Annotated in this window: 16 protein-coding genes and 1 pseudogene; 10 read left to right on the top strand and 7 right to left on the bottom strand. The window is 60.7% G+C overall.

The annotated features are described in order from the left end of the window. Positions 1-4: 4 nt before the first annotated feature. The 6 genes and pseudogenes from tesB (at position 5) to AB6803_RS24690 (ending at position 7579) form a co-directional block, all read left to right on the top strand. Positions 5-888, top strand: a pseudogene (gene tesB / locus AB6803_RS24715) (acyl-CoA thioesterase II). A gap of 213 nt (positions 889-1101) precedes the next feature. Beyond that, on the top strand, positions 1102-1452 hold the full coding sequence (locus AB6803_RS24710; RefSeq protein WP_012652738.1) for a P-II family nitrogen regulator: 351 nt from the start codon (positions 1102-1104) through the stop codon (positions 1450-1452). A 28-nt stretch (positions 1453-1480) separates the two neighbouring features. Continuing rightward, entirely contained in the window at positions 1481-2839 is a 1359-nt protein-coding gene (locus AB6803_RS24705) for an ammonium transporter (RefSeq protein WP_371111360.1), read from the top strand. Positions 2840-3120: 281 nt separating this feature from the next. After that, positions 3121-5790 carry a DNA translocase FtsK 4TM domain-containing protein gene (locus AB6803_RS24700; RefSeq protein ID WP_371111359.1) on the top strand — a complete coding sequence of 890 codons (2670 nt, stop codon included), beginning with the start codon at positions 3121-3123 and terminating at the stop codon, positions 5788-5790. A 139-nt stretch (positions 5791-5929) separates the two neighbouring features. Beyond that, entirely contained in the window at positions 5930-6580 is a 651-nt protein-coding gene (locus AB6803_RS24695; protein ID WP_371111358.1) for an outer-membrane lipoprotein carrier protein LolA, read from the top strand. A gap of 195 nt (positions 6581-6775) precedes the next feature. Next, complete coding sequence (locus AB6803_RS24690) at positions 6776-7579, top strand: exodeoxyribonuclease III (RefSeq protein ID WP_371111357.1); 804 nt, start codon at positions 6776-6778, stop codon at positions 7577-7579. A gap of 221 nt (positions 7580-7800) precedes the next feature. Here the strand turns inward: AB6803_RS24690 and AB6803_RS24685 are convergent, their stop codons facing one another. Then, positions 7801-8256, bottom strand: a complete 456-nt coding sequence (locus AB6803_RS24685) for a cyclic nucleotide-binding domain-containing protein (RefSeq protein ID WP_371111356.1) — start codon at positions 8254-8256, stop codon at positions 7801-7803. A gap of 9 nt (positions 8257-8265) precedes the next feature. After that, positions 8266-8949, bottom strand: a complete 684-nt coding sequence (locus AB6803_RS24680) for a response regulator transcription factor (protein ID WP_371111355.1) — start codon at positions 8947-8949, stop codon at positions 8266-8268. A gap of 148 nt (positions 8950-9097) precedes the next feature. On the opposite strand from AB6803_RS24680, the gene AB6803_RS24675 reads away from it, so the two are divergent. Both AB6803_RS24675 and AB6803_RS24670 read left to right on the top strand, forming a co-directional pair. Further along, positions 9098-9646 (top strand): L,D-transpeptidase, encoded by a 549-nt coding sequence (locus tag AB6803_RS24675; RefSeq protein ID WP_371111354.1) that lies wholly within the window; start codon positions 9098-9100, stop codon positions 9644-9646. 151 nt (positions 9647-9797) lie between these two features. Next, on the top strand, positions 9798-10628 hold the full coding sequence (locus tag AB6803_RS24670) for an aldo/keto reductase (RefSeq protein ID WP_371111353.1): 831 nt from the start codon (positions 9798-9800) through the stop codon (positions 10626-10628). Between the two features lie 80 nt (positions 10629-10708). Here the strand turns inward: AB6803_RS24670 and AB6803_RS24665 are convergent, their stop codons facing one another. Next, entirely contained in the window at positions 10709-11098 is a 390-nt protein-coding gene (locus AB6803_RS24665) for an ester cyclase (RefSeq protein ID WP_371111352.1), read from the bottom strand. Positions 11099-11169: 71 nt separating this feature from the next. Next, complete coding sequence (locus tag AB6803_RS24660) at positions 11170-11796, bottom strand: NADPH-dependent F420 reductase (RefSeq protein ID WP_371111351.1); 627 nt, start codon at positions 11794-11796, stop codon at positions 11170-11172. Between the two features lie 100 nt (positions 11797-11896). Here AB6803_RS24660 and AB6803_RS24655 point away from each other — a divergent pair, with 100 nt between their 5' ends. Next, on the top strand, positions 11897-12793 hold the full coding sequence (locus AB6803_RS24655) for a LysR family transcriptional regulator (protein ID WP_371111350.1): 897 nt from the start codon (positions 11897-11899) through the stop codon (positions 12791-12793). A 40-nt stretch (positions 12794-12833) separates the two neighbouring features. Here the strand turns inward: AB6803_RS24655 and AB6803_RS24650 are convergent, their stop codons facing one another. Continuing rightward, a complete protein-coding gene (locus AB6803_RS24650) occupies positions 12834-13361 on the bottom strand; it encodes a MarR family winged helix-turn-helix transcriptional regulator (protein ID WP_371111349.1) in 528 nt (175 codons plus the stop codon). 83 nt (positions 13362-13444) lie between these two features. On the opposite strand from AB6803_RS24650, the gene AB6803_RS24645 reads away from it, so the two are divergent. Further along, positions 13445-14347: an EamA family transporter gene (locus tag AB6803_RS24645; RefSeq protein ID WP_371111348.1), complete on the top strand. Its 903-nt coding sequence runs from the start codon at positions 13445-13447 to the stop codon at positions 14345-14347. A 68-nt stretch (positions 14348-14415) separates the two neighbouring features. On the opposite strand, the gene leuC is transcribed toward AB6803_RS24645, so the two are convergent. Together leuC and AB6803_RS24635 are read right to left on the bottom strand one after the other, a co-directional pair. Next, positions 14416-15825, bottom strand: coding sequence for a 3-isopropylmalate dehydratase large subunit (gene leuC / locus AB6803_RS24640; protein WP_371111347.1), 1410 nt, complete (start codon positions 15823-15825; stop codon positions 14416-14418). A 69-nt stretch (positions 15826-15894) separates the two neighbouring features. Continuing rightward, positions 15895-16029 (bottom strand): hypothetical protein, encoded by a 135-nt coding sequence (locus tag AB6803_RS24635; protein ID WP_371111409.1) that lies wholly within the window; start codon positions 16027-16029, stop codon positions 15895-15897. Positions 16030-16037 lie beyond the last annotated feature (8 nt).

The raw sequence follows: 16037 nt of genomic DNA, 5'->3' as shown, positions 1-16037 counted from the left end.
CAAAATGTCGCGCGAGAACGAGAAACCGACCGCCATGCAAGTCACGCTCGCGACGCTGGACCTGGAAACGATCGAGATGAACCTGTTTCGCGGCAACAGCCCGCAGGTCGGTTGGCAGCGCGTTTTCGGCGGCCAGGTCATCGGCCAGGCGCTGATGGCGGCGCAGAGGACGGTGGCGGCCGACCGCTTTGCCCATTCCCTGCACGCCTATTTCATGCTTCCCGGCGACCCGAGCGTTCCGATCCTCTATCAGGTCGACCGGCTGCGTGACGGTTCGAGCTTCAACACGCGCCGGGTGCTGGCGGTCCAGCACGGCAAGGCGATCTTCGCGCTGACGGCCTCTTTCCAGATCGACGAGCCCGGCTTCGAGCATCAAAGCGAGATGCCGAAAGTGCCGGCGCCCGAGGAGTTGATGGACGAAGAGCAGGTCAAGGCGCGCTATATCGCCAATGCGCCGGAGGCTGTGCGCCGCTACTGGGAGCGCAAACGCGCGATCGAAATCCGGCCCGTCTCCATCGAGGATTATTTCTCCCGTTCGCGGCCCAGCCAACGGCAGGATATCTGGGTGCGCCTGACCGGGCCGGTGCCGGATGACAGGCTCTATCAGAATGCGGTGCTCGCCTATCTCTCGGACATGACGCTGCTCGATGCGGCGTTGCATGTGCATGGAACCTCGGTCTTCGATCCGCGACTGCAGGTTGCAAGCCTCGACCATGCCATGTGGTTTCACCATCCGTGCAAGCTCGACGACTGGTTGCTCTACAGCCAGGACAGCCCCAGCGCCTCGGGTGCCCGGGGCTTCACCCGCGGCAGTCTTTTTACGCGGAATGGTGTCCTGATTGCGTCGGTGGTGCAGGAGGGCTGATTCGTAAAAAGGCAAATGATTAAATAAAGTGCAAATTTATAAAATTGCACTTTATTTAAGCGATAGCTGCGTCGCGAATTGCCGCTTTATTAGGTTCTTAAAGTAATTCCCTTATATTTCAATTGGTTATAATTGTGTCACGAATCTGGCACGTCCTTTGAATGTGTATCCCTGGTCGCTGCTGAAACATGTCGGCGGCAAAGGAGAGTCGGCTCCGCGCCGAGGGTAAACAAAGGATGGGAAACCAGATGAAAATTGTGATGGCCATTATCAAGCCGTTCAAGCTCGATGAGGTCCGTGAGGCCCTCACGGCTGTCGGCATTCAGGGCCTGACTGTGACCGAAGTGAAGGGTTACGGGCGCCAGAAGGGGCATACCGAAATCTATCGCGGCACGGAATATGCCGTCAGCTTCCTGCCGAAGCTGAAGATCGAAGTCGCGGTCGCAACCGAAATCGTCGACAAGGCGGTCGAGGCCATCGCATCCTCCGCCAAGACCGGCCAGATCGGCGACGGCAAGATTTTTGTGTTTTCGATTGACCATGCCGTGCGCATCCGTACGGGCGAAACCGATTCAGAAGCGCTGTAAGACACGGCCGATCAGGGAGTTATTTGCAATGACGTTTTCCAAGCTTTCCTCCACTCTGGCACGGGTGGGTACGCTTTCTGCGGCCATGCTCGCGCCGGCGATCGCCTTTGCGCAGGATGCTACAGCCACTGCCGCCGCTGCGGCGCCGGTTCCGGACAAAGGCGACACCGCCTTCATGTTCATCTCCACCATTCTCGTTCTCTTCATGCTCGTGCCTGGCCTGGCTCTCTTCTATGGCGGCCTCGTGCGCGCGAAGAACATGCTGTCCGTGCTGATGCAGTGCACGATGATCGGTGCGGTCGTCATGCTTCTTTGGGTCTTCTACGGCTATTCCTTCGCCTTCGGCGGCGGCACCAGCCCGTATTGGGGCGGCACAGCGAAGATGTTCCTGTCCGGCGTTTCGACGTCGACGACAGCGGCTACCTTCTCGAAGGGCGTCGTCATTCCGGAATTCATCTTCATGCTGTTCCAGATGACCTTCGCAGCCATCACGCCTGCCCTGATCATCGGCGCCTTTGCTGAGCGCATCAAGTTCGGCGCGGCCGTCCTCTTCTGCGCGCTCTGGGCAACCTTCGTCTATTTCCCGATCGCCCATATGGTCTGGGATTCCAACGGCATGCTCTTCAAGATGGGCGCTCTCGACTTCGCCGGCGGCACGGTCGTTCACATCAATGCCGGTATCGCCGGTATCGTCGGTGCCCTCATGGTCGGCAAGCGCGTCGGCTTCGGCAAGGACATGATGGCTCCGCATTCCATGACGCTGACCATGGTCGGTGCTTCCATGCTCTGGGTTGGTTGGTTCGGCTTCAACGCCGGTTCGAACCTCGAAGCTTCCGGCGGCGCGATGCTCGCGACCGTCAACACCTTCGTTGCAACGGCAGCGGCCATCATCTCCTGGTCGATTGTTGAAACCTTCACGCGCGGCAAGGCCTCCATGCTCGGTGGCGCTTCCGGCATGGTTGCCGGCCTCGTTGCCGTTACGCCGGCTGCCGGCATCGTCGGCCCGATGGGCGCGATCGCCCTCGGTCTCATCGTTTCCCCGCTGTGCTACTTCTTCGTTTCCGTCGTGAAGAACAAGTTCGGCTATGACGATACGGCGGACGTCTTCGGCGTACACTGCATCGGTGGTATCTTCGGCGCTCTCGCGACCGGCGTATTTGCCAGTGCATCGCTTGGCGGCGTCGGCTATGCCGAAGGCGTCACCATGAGCAGCCAGGTCACGGTTCAGGCCACTGCCGTCATCACCACGATCCTGTGGTGCGGTATCGGCTCGGCCATCCTCTACAAGGTCGTCGATGTTATCATCGGCCTGCGTGTAGCACCGGAAGCCGAACGCGAAGGTCTCGACCTCGCGTCCCACGGCGAAGCCGCTTACCACAACTCCTAATCCAAGAGCTTGCGACGCCGGACAAATATCCGGCGTCGCTGAACATCCCGTCGCGGCCTATTTCATCAAAAGTAAGCCGCTCTTGGCCCGGACCTCGGTTCGGGCCTTTTTTTGTCGGCCAGCCTGTTCGCCAAACAGCCATAAATTCGTTGATAGGCCCGCCACCTCCTGCATGGTTAATATGCCATTAACCCTCCTCTGATTAGGTAGAGGTGACGTACTGGGTGAGTGGGCATGACGCCGATTCGCGTGTGCCTTCGACAACGAACGGGCTGGATATCATGGGCAGAAGCAATTCGGCAGCGCTGGGCGGTCCCCCCGACCGTTTCTCGCTTTCGGGCGTGGTTTGGCGGCAGGTGAGGGGCCTCATCGGCTTCGCGCTGCTGTTTCTGCTGGCGCTCGCGGTCGCTGCCCTGGCGACCTGGAACGTCATGGACCCCAGCTATTCCTACGCGACGAGCAATGCGCCGACGAACATTTTGGGCTTTCCGGGCGCTGCCTTCGCCGACATCCTGATGCAGGCGCTCGGTCTTGCCTGTATCGTCGTAATGCTGCCGGTCGTCGCCTGGGCTTTCGCGCTGATTTCCAACCGCAAGATCCATCGCCTGCCGGCCCGTCTCGGCGCCTGGGTCGGCGGCTCCATCGTTGCTGCCGGTTCCATCGCCTGTTTCCCAGCCCCTCCGACCTGGCCGATCCCCAACGGCATCGGCGGCGTCATCGGCGACATTCTCCTGCGCTTTCCCGCCCTCTTTATCGGCACCTATCCGAGCGGCGTCTTTGCCACCGTGTTCGGTACGGTCCTCGCCATCCCCGCTGCCTGGCTCATGCTGTTTGCCGCCGGACTGGTCGGCCGCAGCCTGCCGGAAGATGAGGAGAGTGACGAGGACTACGAGGAAACGCAGAGCCGCGCCCGCAGCGTCGGCGACGACGACGAGGATGACGACCGCGGCGGCTTCATGGCTTTCGGCGCGCTCATGCATTCCTGGTACAATGCGCAGGCCCGCCTTCGGCGCCTCTTCGGCATGGGTCCGCGCAAGCGTCGCGACCATGCTTTCGATGCGCCGTACGACTTCAACGATGACGAATTCGGCACGCTGAACGAGCCGGCGCGCGCTAAGACTCCGGTCGTCCGGGGCGAGCGCGTCGAGCCGTCGCTGGACGGCCCGGCCCAGCGCCGCGTGGTGTCTCCTCCGTCGATCAGCATGGGCGACGACGAAGACGAGGATGATGATGATGCGTCCTACGAACGCGAACCGCGTCGTCCGGCCGGAATCCTGCCGGATGACGAGGACGATGAATGGGCATTGCGGCCCGCGTCGTCGAAGGGTCCGGGCGGTCAAGCCGGTCCTCGCGTCATTCCCGCCGCCCCGCGGCCAAAGCCCGGCGTCCGCGCCGAGCGCGAGGCCCAGACCTCGTTCATCCGCTCCTATGGCTTCCAGCTTCCGGCCGTGCATCTGCTTGCCGAGCCGAAGACCATCGTGCGGGACGCGACGTTGTCGTCCGATGCGCTGGAGCAGAATGCCCGCATGCTGGAAGGCGTGCTCGAGGACTTCGGCGTCAAGGGTGAGATCATCCATGTCCGCCCCGGCCCGGTGGTCACGCTTTACGAACTGGAGCCCGCTCCAGGCATAAAATCCTCGCGTGTCATCGGCCTTGCCGACGATATCGCCCGCTCGATGAGTGCGATCGCAGCCCGTGTCGCCGTCGTGCCCGGCCGCAATGCCATCGGTATTGAATTGCCGAACTCCACGCGCGAAACCGTCTATCTGCGCGAGCTTGTCGCGAGCCGCGATTTCGAGACGTCCAAGGCAAAGCTGGCCATGGCGCTCGGCAAGACCATCGGCGGCGAACCCGTCATCGCCGATCTCGCCAAGATGCCGCATCTGCTCGTTGCCGGTACCACCGGCTCGGGCAAGTCCGTCGCCATCAATACGATGATCCTGTCGCTGCTCTATCGCATGACGCCGGAACAGTGCCGCCTGATCATGATCGATCCGAAGATGCTCGAACTCTCTGTCTATGACGGCATTCCGCATCTGCTCTCTCCCGTCGTCACCGATCCGAAGAAGGCCGTCGTCGCGCTGAAATGGACCGTCCGCGAGATGGAAGAGCGCTACAAGAAGATGTCGAAGATCGGTGTACGCAACATCGACGGCTTCAATACTCGCGTCGAGCAGGCCGTCGCCAAGGGCGAAGCGATCAGCCGTACCGTGCAGACCGGTTTCGATCGCCAGACCGGCGAGGCGATCTACGAGACCGAGGAATTCGATCTGAAGCCCATGCCCTATATCGTCGTCATCATCGACGAAATGGCCGACCTGATGATGGTCGCCGGCAAGGATATCGAAGGCGCCGTGCAGCGCCTGGCGCAGATGGCGCGTGCCGCCGGCATCCATGTCATCATGGCGACGCAGCGTCCGTCGGTCGATGTCATCACCGGCACGATCAAGGCGAACTTCCCGACGCGCATCTCCTTCCAGGTGACGTCGAAGATCGACAGCCGTACCATTCTCGGTGAACAGGGCGCCGAACAGCTCCTCGGCATGGGCGACATGCTCTATATGGCAGGCGGCGGGCGCATCCAGCGCGTCCACGGCCCGTTTGTTGCCGACGGCGAGGTGGAGGACATCGTCTCCTATCTGAAGACGCAAGGGTCGCCGCAATATCTCGACGCGATCACTGCCGACGATGAGGACGACGAGGACGGTCACGGCCCGGCGGGCACGGCCAATCTTGCCGATTCGGATGACCCTTACGATCAGGCGGTTGCGATCGTTCTGAGCGACGGCAAGGCCTCGACCTCCTACATCCAGCGGCGGCTCGGCATCGGCTACAACCGCGCCGCCTCGCTGATCGAGCGCATGGAGGAAGAAGGCGTGATCGGCCCGGCCAACCATGCCGGCAAGCGCGAAATTCTCGTTCCTACCAAGGCGGATATTCTGGATCGCTGAGGCCCCAGGCCCCTTTCGCGTCGTATATCCCGGCTATGTTCAGGGAAATTTGATTGCGGCCCACAACCGGACATGGGCCGCCGCGCCATGAAGACGCCGATTTTGCGCGCCATGGACAAAAAGCATGAAGGAGAATTCGATGACAAAGTTTGATGCGCAGCCGTCCAACCGACTTTCCCTGACGCGCCGGCATTTCCTCGGCGCCGTGGTCGCGGTCGGTGCGGCAGGCGCTCTGCCCGTTTCGGCCTTGGCGCAGGCGCAGGCCGCATCCCTCAATCCCAGCGTCGCGCAGCAGATCGCCGATCACTTCTCGTCGATCAAGACCATGAAGGGCGGGTTCCTGCAGATCGGGCCGCGCGGCGATCAGGTGAGCGGCAGCTTCTTCATCCAGCGTCCCGGCAAGATGCGCTTCAACTACGATCCTCCGTCGCGCATGCGCGTCATCTGTGACGGCAGCAACGTCCAGGTCATCAACGACCAGACGCGGACGAAGAACATGTATCAGCTGTCGAAGACGCCGCTGAGCCTGCTGCTTGCCAACAAGATCGATCTCTCCGCTGATATGGTGCGCAATGTCGACGCGCAGCCGGACCTCACCAAGATCACGCTCGGCAACCGTACCGTCTTCGGTGATTCGACAATCGCCATGATCTTCGATTCCAAGACCTACGACCTGCGTCAGTGGACGGTGATCGACCCGCAGGGCAAGACCACGGATGTCATCATCAACAATGTGAAGACCAATGTTTCCTTTGACGACAGCGTCTTCCGTATCGACTACACGCGCTGACCGCCGTCTCCGTCCCTGGCAACAAGGGAAGCGCGGAATGGCGCTTTCCTTTCGCTCAAAGCCGGTCTAAAGCCTTATCCTGACTAGATTGTTTCACGGAATCGCTGAACCACTCTAGCTGTCTGTTTTGACGCAATCCCGGACGGAAAACCGCTGCGCACTTTTCCTGGAATTGCTCTAAGGAAAGGGTTTGGCATGGGATTTTCGATAGCGACCTGGAACATCAACTCGGTGCGGTTGCGCATGCCGATCGTCGAGCAATTCCTGATGCAGTCCCGGCCCGACATTCTCTGCCTGCAGGAGACCAAGGTTCCGAATGAACTGTTCCCTTTTGCGCCGCTGAGGGCTCTCGGTTACGAGCACATCATCATTCACGGCCAGAAGGGCTATCATGGCGTTGCCATCGCTTCGCGTTTTCCGCTGACCGAAGATCATCGGCAGGATTATTGTAATGTCGGTGACAGCCGGCATATTTCGGCGATCTTCGAGCGCGGCGGCCGCCGCATCCGGGTGCACAATTTCTACGTTCCGGCCGGTGGCGATGAGCCCGACCGGACGATCAACCCGAAATTCGGCCACAAGCTCGACTTCATCGAGGAGATGAAGCACCTGCATGCCAATGCCGAGCCGAACACCTCCGCCATCCTCGTCGGCGACCTCAACATCGCGCCGCTGGAGCATGACGTCTGGTCACACAAACAGCTACTCAAGATCGTCAGCCATACGCCGGTCGAGACCGATGGCCTGCTTGAGGTGATGAAGCGCGGCGCATGGCTTGATCTGATGCGCCAGCATGTGCCGGCGAACGAGAAGATTTATACGTGGTGGAGCTATCGCGCCAAGGATTGGGAAGCGGCCGACCGCGGCCGGCGCCTCGACCATATCTGGTCGTCATCCGACCTCGGCCCGCTCTTGCAGCGCATCGATATCCTGAAGGCCGCCCGTGGCTGGGATCGCCCGTCCGACCATGTGCCGGTGACCGCGCATTTCAATCTTTGAGTCATTGGGGCCACCTCGATCCTTCGAGGCTCCAGCCTTGGGCCTCCGCTCCTCAGGATGAGGTGGTGAGAATCTCGCGGCTGGGCGAGACGATCAGCCCTGATGATGAGGAAGTAGCTCGCCCCGCCCTCATGGTGAGGTGCGCAGGCTCCTGAGCTTGTCGAAGGGGCCGGAGCCTCGAACCACGAGGGTCGGCCTCAACAGCCGCCAAGGCCGGAGTATCAGGAAAAGCGCCCAAGCAGCGCTGCCGTCTGTCTGGCGAGGGCAGCAAAGTTTTCGCGGATGCGGTTCTGGATCAGCAGGCCGGCGTCGGGATATTCTTCGATCAGCCGGTGAAACAGCGCCCGCGTGATGCGGATGACATTGGAATCCTCCAGTGCCACGGCGGTATATTTACGTTCCACCAGCGTTACCAGAGCGAGCTCGGACAGCATCGTGCCGGCCTGCACCGTGGCCTCGATATTTGACTGCCCGGCAGCATCGACAGTGCTCAGCTCGAAGCTGCCCTGGGTGACGACGTAGGCGCATTCAGCCGGCGACTTTTCCCGAAACAGAGTTTGGCCGGGCGCGACGTGACGACGGTCGGCGCCAAACGCAATCAGCCGCAACGGCTCTTCGCCCATGCCGTGAAACAGCGGCAGTTGCGACAGCAGGCGGATATCGTCGGTGAGCGCCATATGGATCGCCTATGGAATGATCTTGTAGCCGCCGTTTTCCGTTACCAGAATTTCGGCATTGGAAGGATCGCGCTCGATCTTCTGGCGCAGGCGATAGACGTGGGTTTCGAGCGTGTGGGTGGTGACGCCGGAGTTATAGCCCCAGACCTCTTCGAGCAGGATGTCGCGGGTCACGACCTTCTGGTCGGCGCGGTAGAGATAGCGGATGATCGCCGCTTCCTTCTCCGTCAGGCGGATCTTCTGGCCGTCTTCCGTGGTGAGCAGCTTCTGGCTCGGCTTGAACAGATAGCGGCCGACGGTGAAGGTCGCGTCCTCGCTCTGTTCGTGCTGACGAAGCTGCGCGCGGATGCGGGCGAGCAGCACGGCGAAGCGGAACGGCTTGGTGACGTAATCGTTGGCGCCGGCTTCGAGGCCGAGGATAGTGTCGGAATCCGTGTCATGGCCGGTCAGCATGATGATCGGCGCCTTGAATCCGTTCTTGCGCAGCAGCTTCACGGCTTCGCGGCCATCCATATCGGGCAGGCCGACATCCATAATCAGGAGATCGACGGGTGCAGCACGCGCGGTCTGTACGCCCTTGCCGGCGTTCACTTCCTGCAGAACCGTGAACTCCTCGTAAAGCGACAATTGCTCGACCAACATTTCGCGCAGGTCGTTATCATCATCCACCAGTAGAATGGTGCGTGCGGTCATGCCGTTCCGGTCCTTGTTCGTTTGTCCCCTAAGTCCTACGCCAAATTGCGTTTTTAGCAAGTCGGGAGGCGGCTCAGGCTTGGTCGTCCAGTTGAAACTGCTATGATTTCAAATCAAATCACGTGCAAAGCAAAAACATGTGAGGAAAATGGAAAAAACAAGGGTAGGCGGTAGGCGGACCGCTTCTGCAATCGTCGTGCGCCCCGCACCGGGAAAGCCGACGCGGGCGCTGGTACAGCTGGGGCCGCTGACAGTGCCCGCGGCAATCGGACGATCCGGACGCAGTGTACTGAAGCGCGAGGGAGACGGGGCGACGCCGATTGCCGCCATGAAGCTGCTTTACGGTTTTACGCGCGGCGATCATGTCCGCTTCCTGCGCACCCCTTTGCCGATGCGGCGTATCCGCAAGGACATGCTCTGGTGCGACCAGCCGGAGAACGCCAATTACAACAGGCTTGTCAAGGCGCCGTTCAAGCCGAGCCATGAGGAGATGCGGCGGCGCGACGGGCTCTATGATATCTGCCTGGTGCTCGACTGGAACATAGGCTCGCGCCGGCGTAACCGCGGCTCCGCCATCTTCTTCCATCTGATCAAGCCCGGCTACGAGCCGACCGCCGGCTGTATCGCCGTCAGTCTCAGGGACATGCAGCGCATCATTGGCTTTTTGCGAAAGGGCACGACGGTTCGCGTTTTTTGATCGACACGCTGGGGTGATAATCGGGCAGCCCTGCCTTATATAGGTTTTCGGAGGGCGCATCGGTTGCGGTGCGCGGGGAAATCCCAGGCTTGTCGTTCGGGTTCGTTCGCGCCTTCACTCCATCCACGCCCAATTCATTTGGAGAGATATTGTGACCAATCAATCGACAATCACTTTCAACGACGGCAATTCCATCCCGCAGGTCGGCCTCGGCGTCTGGCAGACCCCCGAAAACGTCGCGCCGATGGCGGTCAGCACCGCATTGAAGGCCGGCTATCGTCACATCGACACGGCTGCCATCTATGAGAATGAAGATGGCGTCGGCGAGGGCATGCGCCAGTCCGGCGTCGCCCGCAAGGACATCTTCCTCACCACCAAGCTCTGGAACGAAGCACAGGGCTTCGATTCGACGCTGAAGGCCTTCGACGCGAGCCTGAAGCGGCTCGGCACCGACTATGTCGATCTTTACCTCATCCACTGGCCGTCGCCGCATCGCGGCCGCTACCTCGACACCTGGAAGGCTTTCCTGCGTCTCAAGGAAGAGGGCCGCGCCCGCTCGATCGGCGTTTCCAATTTCGCCAAGGAGCATCTCGACCGTATCATCGGCGAAACCGGCGTAACACCGGTGCTGAACCAGATCGAGCTGCATCCGACCTTCCAACAGAAGGCGCTGCGCGAGGTGCACGACAAGCTCGGCATCAAGACCGAATCCTGGAGCCCGCTCGGCCAGGGCAAGCTTTTGACCAATGCCGTCATCGGCAAGGTCGCCGCCAAGCACGGCCGTACCCCGGCCCAGGTGATCATCCGCTGGCACATCGACAACGGCCTGATCGTCATCCCGAAATCGGTAACCCCGAGCCGCATCGAGGAAAACCTCAAGGTGTTCGATTTCAAGCTCGATGCCGAGGATCTGGCGGAGATTGCGAAGCTGGATTCGGCTGACGGACGTATCGGACCGGACCCGGTGACGGCGACGTTCTGAGCGGATCGATTGGCGGAAATTCCGCCTGTGTCAAAGGGGCCCGGAGCTTACGTTCCGGGCCTCTTTGAGTTTGGAGGCTATTACTTCGGAAGAGCTCCGATTTGTTGCATCAGTCCGAGAAAGTCGGGTTGGCCATACTCCTCCACGATCTGGCCATCGCTCAGATGGTAGATGTTGAGAGCCTGAACCGATATTTGCTTTCCGGTGGCGGGAACCCCGAAGAAGGTTCCTTTGTGCGTCCCGTGCATCATGAAGCGCACGGCGATCTTGTCCTGTTCGGTCACAGTTTCCTGAAGCGTCCACTGTATGTCCGGGAAACCGCCTCGCATCATATCGATGATTGCCATGTAACCGGACGGCCCTTTTATCGGCTCGGGACGGCCCGGCACGAAAAAAATCGCATTCGGAGATACAAGCTCTTCGGCCATCTTGGCATCGGCCGTATTTATGAAGTCGACGAAGCGCTTCATGAACTGGTTGTTTGTGTCAGTCATCTGGCACTCCCTTTTGCACGCTGATTTCTAAGTCTGCCCCAATGCTCTCAGACCTGAACCCAGGCCGGAGCCACCGAGGGACCCTTGCCGAGGAAGAAGCCGAAGTGGATGTTCATCTCGCCGATGGGTTCGATGAAGCGGGCGTTGGTCAGGTCACCGGCATTGACCGGTTCGAAGCCGATGGCTTTGGCGATGTTCGATACGGTTTCCTTTGCCGCCTCGTCATTGCCGGCGACGAACACCTGCAGGGTCTTTCCGTTGCGTGCCTCGATCGGCAGAAGTGTCGCGAATATCGTGTTGAACGCCTTCACCACGGTGGCCGTGGGCGCAAGCGCCTGAATTTCCTCGGCCGCCGACGTCGAATGACCGATCAGCAGTCCCCGGTAATCGGCCGTGATGGGGTTCGAGATATCGACAAGTACCTTGCCCGTGAGGTCTCCCGCCGCCTTCAATGCCTCTGCTATGGCGTCATAGGGCAGAGCCAGAATGACAACATCCGCCAGCTTGACGGCTGCGGCAATGCCGCCTCCTTCGACATTCGCGCCTAGTTCGGCCGCCAATTCGGCCGCCTTTGCTGGATCGCGGTGTCCGATGACCAGATCATAACCTGCTCCGGCCAGCGCGCGGGCAAGGCCCGCTCCCATATTGCCAGTGCCGATAATTGCGATTTTCATGTCCGTCGCTCCTTTGCGATTGTTGACGGCATGAATAGGATTATTCTCATATCAGGATAAATAGGCGCAATTACTCGACACTTGAAATGGATTGTTTCTAATGGATCGGTTCTCCAGCATGAGCATCTTCGTCAAAGCCGTAGAGCTGGGGTCGTTCAGAGCTGCTGCCGACGCCTTGAACATGTCGCCGCAGCTCGTCGGCAAACATGTGCAATTCCTGGAGCATCACTTGGGTGTCCGGCTTCTGAACCGGACCACCCGCCGGCAGCACCTGACCGAAGTCGGCAGTCTCTTCTACGAGCGCTCGCGCAACATACTGGCCGAAGTCGAATCCGCCGAAGCTTTGGCGGCGGAAACGCGAGCGGTCCCTCGGGGAAAGCTGAGGGTCAGCGCCCCTGTGACCTTCGGAATTAACGCCCTTGCGCCCAAATTGCCCGAATATTTGAAGGCAAATCCGGAGGTTTCGATTGACCTGTCACTGTCGAACCGATTGGTTGACCTGATAGACGAGGGATATGATGCGATCTTCCGCGTCGGGGAATTGTCGGACAGCGGATTGATCGCCCGGCGCCTGGATCCCTACCGCCTTATTATTTGTGCAGCCCCGAGTTATCTTAAGTCTCGTGGAACGCCACGTACGCCAAGCGATCTCGTAGATCACGAGTGCCTGATCTTCTCGCATACGCGATTGAGAACGCATTGGGCCTTCGAAGGACCGGACGGATATGTCGATGTTCCCATATCGGGGCGGTTGACGGTCGATAGCGGCGAAGCCTTGCTTCAGGCGGCGGTGGCAGGGCTTGGGATCATTTTCCAACCCCTCGAACTGATCCGTGCGAGCATCGAATCGGGGCACCTAGTGCCTATTCTGCCGGAGTACAGGATCCCGACGCGCCCATTGCACGTTCTTTATGCCCCTGATCGCCGCATCACTCCGAAATTGCGCAGCTTCCTCGATTTCGTATCTTCGGAGTTCGGCAGGGAGGTATCAGCCTAGTTGGGGCGTTGCTCGCGTCTTCGATTGGCTTTGGCTCAAGCTATTCATCCGGAGCTTCGATCGCGAGGGTTGTTCCCGAATCGGCAATCTCAAAGCCGGCTAAATACTTTTTAAGCAAGGCATCGAGCGCGCCCTTCTCTTCTTCCGAGAGGCTCGATACGAGCCGGGCCTGCGTCTCGACATGGGCAGTCACCGCGCTGTCGATCAGCGCAAAACCTTTGTCCATGAGGGATACCAGAAAGCTGCGGCCGTCGTCGGGATTGGGGCTACGGGCGACGAGGCCCGCTTTCTCCAGTTGATCGATGCGATTGGTCATCGTGCCGGAGGTCACCATCATGGTGGCGATCAGGTCGTTGGGGGAGAGGGTGTAAGGCGGGCCCGAGCGGCGCAGGGTTGCCAGCACGTCGAAAGCGGCACGGTTCAGATCGAACTGTGCAAAGGTCTTGCCCATCTCATGGCCAAGGTGGTGTGCGAGGTTTCCGATGCGGCCGATCAGGCCCATCGGGGCGACGTCGAGGTCAGGCCGTTCCCGGTTCCATTGGGCGAGAATTCTGTCGATGCGATCCATGGGGAGACATCGCCATGAAATTATCTTGACGTCAAGGCAGTTTGGATTATCTTGAGATCAAGATAAATTTGGAAGCCTGTGAAATGACCCGCAATTCCGACCTGCTGCTGACCGCGATCGCGCCGGCGATCTGGGGCAGCACCTATCTGGTGACGACGGAGCTCCTGCCGGCCGGCTACCCGCTGACGGTCGCCATGCTGCGCGCCTTGCCGGCGGGTCTGCTGCTGCTTGCCATCGTGCGGCGATTGCCGCATGGCATCTGGTGGGTGAGGTCGCTTGTTCTCGGCGCACTGAATTTCTCGATTTTCTGGTGGATGCTGTTCATCTCGGCCTATCGGCTGCCGGGCGGGGTGGCGGCCACCGTCGGCGCGGTCCAGCCGCTGATCGTTATCGTGCTTGCGCGCCTGCTGCTCGGTTCACCGATCCGCGGCCTTTCGGTTATAGCGGCGATTGCCGGGATAGCGGGTGTCGCGCTCCTCATTCTGACGCCGCAGGCAACGCTGGATCCAATCGGCATTGCGGCGGGCATTGGCGGCGCTTTTTCCATGGCGGCGGGCACGGTGCTCAGCCGCCGCTGGCGGCCGCCCGTCTCGCCGCTCACCTTCACGGCATGGCAACTGACGGCCGGGGGCCTGCTGTTGCTGCCTTTTGCTTTGATGCTCGAGCCGCCGCTTCCGCATCTGACGGGCGCCAACATTCTGGGCTTTGCCTATCTCGGCCTGATCGGCGCCGCGCTCACCTATATTCTCTGGTTTCGCGGCCTGTCACGGCTGGAGCCGTCGGCCATCTCGCCGCTCGGGTTTCTGAGCCCGACGACCGCCGTAATCCTCGGCTGGTGGGTGCTGGGTCAGCAGCTGAGCCCGATACAGATATTCGGCATCGTCATCGTGCTTGGCAGCGTCTGGCTCAGTCAGCGGGCGCAACTGGCTCCGTCCGCTGAAAAAGCACCGCTCGCCGCGCCTTCCACACTTGCGTCGAAGCGATAAGGCCTGCTCAAGTCCAATAAAAAAGGCGGCCCGGAGGCCGCCTTCTGCATTCGATCAGTCGAAACCGATCAATTCCATTCGCGGATGTCGACGAAGTGTCCGGCGATTGCCGCTGCCGCTGCCATGGCGGGCGACACCAGATGGGTGCGGCCCTTGAAGCCCTGGCGGCCTTCGAAGTTGCGGTTCGAGGTCGACGCGCAGCGTTCGCCCGGCTTCAGGCGGTCGTCGTTCATGGCCAGGCACATGGAACAGCCAGGCTCGCGCCAGTCGAAGCCGGCGGCCTTGAAGATCTTGTCGAGGCCTTCGGCTTCCGCCTGTTCCTTGACCAGACCGGAGCCCGGAACGATCATCGCATCGACGGTGGATGCCACCGTCTTGCCTTCGACGACCTTGGCGACGGCGCGCAGGTCTTCGATGCGGCCGTTGGTGCAGGAGCCGATGAAGACGCGGTCGATGTTGATCTCGGTCATCGGCGTGCCCGGCTTCAGGCCCATATAGTCCAGCGCGCGCCACTTGGAGGTACGCTTGTTCTCGTCCTGGATCTCGTCCGGGTTCGGAACGATGCCCTGGATGGAGACGACGTCTTCCGGCGAGGAGCCCCAGGAAACGATCGGCGGCAGGGCGGCGGCATCGAGCACGACGACGCGGTCGTAATGTGCGCCTTCGTCCGACGCAAGCGTCTTCCAGTAGGCGATCGCCTGTTCCAGCGCTTCGCCGGTCGGCGAGCGCGGCTTGCCCTTGATGTATTCGAAGGTGGTCTCGTCGGGGGCGATGAGGCCGGCGCGGGCGCCGCCTTCGATCGACATGTTGCAGATCGTCATGCGGCCTTCCATCGACAGCGCGCGGATGGCTTCGCCCGCATATTCGATGACGTAGCCGGTGCCGCCGGCGGTGCCGATTTCGCCGATGATGGCAAGAATGATGTCCTTGGCGGTGACGCCGGGCGGCAGCTGGCCGTCGACGCGCACCAGCATGTTCTTCGCCTTCTTCTGGATCAGCGTCTGGGTTGCCAGAACGTGTTCCACTTCAGACGTGCCGATGCCGTGCGCCAGCGACCCGAAGGCGCCGTGGGTCGAGGTGTGGCTGTCGCCGCAGACGATGGTCATGCCGGGCAGGGTGAAGCCCTGTTCCGGGCCGATGATGTGGACGATGCCCTGACGCTTGTCGCTTGCCGAATAATATTCGACGCCGAATTCAGCGGCGTTGGTGGCGAGCGCCTCGACCTGGATGCGGCTTTCCTCGTTCTTGATGCCAAGATGGCGATCGGGCGAGGTCGGAACGTTATGGTCGACGACAGCAAGCGTCTTTTCCGGGGCGCGGACCTTGCGGCCGGTCATGCGCAGGCCTTCGAATGCCTGCGGCGACGTCACTTCATGGACGAGGTGACGGTCGATGTAGAGAAGACAGGTGCCGTCGTCCTGGCTGTCGACGAGATGGTCATCCCAGATTTTGTCGTAAAGGGTACGTGGAGCGCTCATGGCTACAGATCCATATTGGCATTGTCGAAATGGGGGTTGACGGATCAGGACCGCCGGCCTTGGGTGTGATCAGCGAAGTCGGCTGTTGAGCGCGCCCGAAATCATCGCAAAGAATCGTGCCGGCAGGCGCTTGTGGTCCTGCAGCACAAAAATCGTGACGAACTGTCCGTCTTTGCTCATGATCCTATTCATGGCGTTGCTCATATCAATTT

Source organism: Rhizobium sp. RCC_161_2 (genome assembly GCF_041355235.1).
Lineage (GTDB): Bacteria > Pseudomonadota > Alphaproteobacteria > Rhizobiales > Rhizobiaceae > Rhizobium.
The sequence above is the reverse complement of the archived record's forward strand: the minus strand, read 5'-3'. Positions and strand labels throughout refer to the sequence as shown.